The following is a 2,593-nucleotide window of genomic DNA, read 5'->3' on the forward strand; positions in this document are numbered from 1 at the left end:
GCCAAATAGGACTGGAGGTTGTTCTCAATACGATTGAATGTGGTGCCAATGCCAATAGCTACTTGATCGTTTAAGCGGTACGAGACAGCAGGGTGCAATGTTTTAACCTGAACCTTGCTGTAGGAACCATGGTAGCGACCTTGGAAGGAACTCTCATAATCATTAACGAGACCGTATGACGCATACAGACCAATGCCAGCGCTAAAACGATCGTCGATTGGCGAAGAGAAGTATCCAAAAGGAATAGCTGTAAGAGGTACTGAGTTGCCGTCAGTGGTACCTGGGGCAGTACTTCTTGCATCGCTTATGTTAACGTTTGCGTCAATTAATGCCAGTCCGCCGCTGACCTCTATTTTTTTGATTTTACTTAAACCCGCTGGATTACCATACACGGTGCTGGCGTCTATTGCTGACGAGGAGCGGCCAGCATAAGCAGTCCCCGCAGCACTAGCGCTTTGTTCGTTGAGCGCAAGTCCATTTGCCCATGAAGCAGATGGAGTCCCTAGTGTTAGTAATAGAGTCGCCCCGAATAGTATTGAACTGCGCGGGGTAAGGTGTGAGTTTGTTTTAAGTTTGGATTGGACGCTAGGGCAGGGATGATGTGTCACGCCAGCTGATGGTTCAACTGTTTTTTTTGTATTCATTGGATGACCAGTTTTTGTTTTTAGGCTTAGGCGGTGGTGCCGTTTCCCGCTAAGGATGGCAGTTCTTTAATATGACCAATCTGGTTCTGTATTGATGTGGTTTTTATCGATTTAAAAGTTCTCTTGCGGCTTCTTTAGAAGGGTTCTGTAGAAGGCATGATTCGCGTCGTCCTGTATGATTTTTGGACATGGATAGTTGAAAGCAACCCGTTATTCCAACTGGGTCATCGCAATCCGAGTTTCGACTTGAGATTTCCCTTTCGCTGGTATGTGCGACATCGCGTGTTCCGCGAGTGCAGTGATCGTCAGACTTGGGTTCACGCCAAGGTTGGCACTGAGCATTGATCCGTCGCAGATCAGCAGGTTGCGATATCCAAACACTCTATTTTGCGCGTCCATGACACCATGGTCGTCGGATTCCGCCATGGCGCAACCGCCCATGCAATGCGCGGTTGTTGGAATGTTGAACAGGATTTCGCTGAGGAAGGTGGTCGCTATACCACCTAGTGCCTTGGCACCCTTTTCGACGAAGGCATTCGCTTGCGGGATGAACGTAGGAATTGGGCCGCCTTCTGTCACCAGTCGGCTTCCAAAAGGCCAGTACCAGCGACGTTTAAGACGCATATTGATATGAGCATCGACCGTTTGCATCACAAGCAACAACATGTTTTCCCGTGCGAAGCCTCTGGGGTTGTGTACCCGTAGGGCCTGCATCGGGTGCCTGAGTAATGTCAGTATCCAAGTACCAATTCGCCTCCAGCCAGGGCGACCACCGCTCATCAGCGTCATCATCAGCCCTATGGCATCTGACCCTTCCGGATAGCGTACGACACCTATATGAGTGTGCTCGTCCAAGTAGATACTGGCCCCGCCCGCCAAGCCTGGCGACATACTTTTATCTGTGGAAGGGAAGCGGACGCCGATAAGTGATTCGGCATTGGTGCGTATCCGTTTACCCAGATCCTGACTGATACCAGGCAGAGAGCCTTTCTCCCTGAGCCGGAACAGCAACTCCATCGTCCCTAACGAGGATGCCGCGAACACCACGCCTCGGGCGCGGAAGACCCGCTTATTCTTGCGGAACCAGGAAGTCGAACATTGCGTGTGGATCTCGTAGCCGTCGCTGCCGTCCACCTTGCCATTCAACGGTCGGACGTCTACGACTTGAGTTTGCGCAAAGACTTGAGCTCCGTGCTTCTCAGCCAAAAACAGGTAGTTCTTGTCGAGTGTGTTCTTGGCATTGTGCCGGCAGCCCATCATGCAGCCGCCGCAGCCCACGCAACTGCCTCGCTCAGGGCCTTCACCGCCGAAGTACGGATCGGGATAGGTTTTGCCTGCGACCTCGCCCTCCGGAGCGAAGAAGGTACCAACATTGGGTGCGTGAAAGGTGTGGGCGACGCCATTTAGCTCCGCCATCCTTTTAAGACGCAAATCCGCTTCTCCCAGGATTTTGCCCTCAGTCACTCCCAGCATTCTCTCGGCCTCTGCATAGTGCCTCGGCATGATGCTCTTCCAATCTGCCAGACCTGCCCACGAGCCCTCGTCCCAAACCTTATCCGAAGGCCTCAGCAGTGCGTTGGCGTAAGTGATGGAGCCTCCGCCGACCGCATTGCCGCTTGCGACGACCACGTGTCGAAACATCCGCATGCTGTAGAAGCCGAACATTTTCAGTGCGGGCATCCACATCCATCTACGCAGATCCCAGTTGCTTTTCGGAAAGTCCTCGGCACGCCAACGGCGCCCCATTTCCATCACGCCAACACGGTAGCCCTTCTCCGTCAACCGGTGCGCCGAAACGCTGCCGCCGAAGCCCGAGCCTATGACGATGAAGTCAAAGTCGAAAACCAGTTCCACGTTACGCTCCCATTTTTATTTTTTTGGAGAGGTCATGGCCTGCAAAAGCAGAGCAAAGCCCAGTCACGAATTCACTATACGATTCGTATTTCATT

Annotated in this window: 2 protein-coding genes; both read right to left on the reverse strand. The window is 52.5% G+C overall.

What is annotated here, in order from left to right; translation table 11 throughout:
• Window positions 1-644, reverse strand: a 644-nt coding sequence (locus AC1DVH_RS29330) for an outer membrane protein transport protein (RefSeq protein ID WP_477756731.1), incomplete at its 3' end; no start/stop codon positions are given.
• A gap of 210 nt (window positions 645-854) precedes the next feature.
• Entirely contained in the window at window positions 855-2,498 is a 1,644-nt protein-coding gene (locus tag AC1DVH_RS29335; RefSeq protein WP_477756732.1) for a GMC oxidoreductase, read from the reverse strand.
• Between the last annotated feature and the right edge of the window lie 95 nt (window positions 2,499-2,593).

This window comes from Pseudomonas sp. P4_C3 (assembly GCF_056402075.1).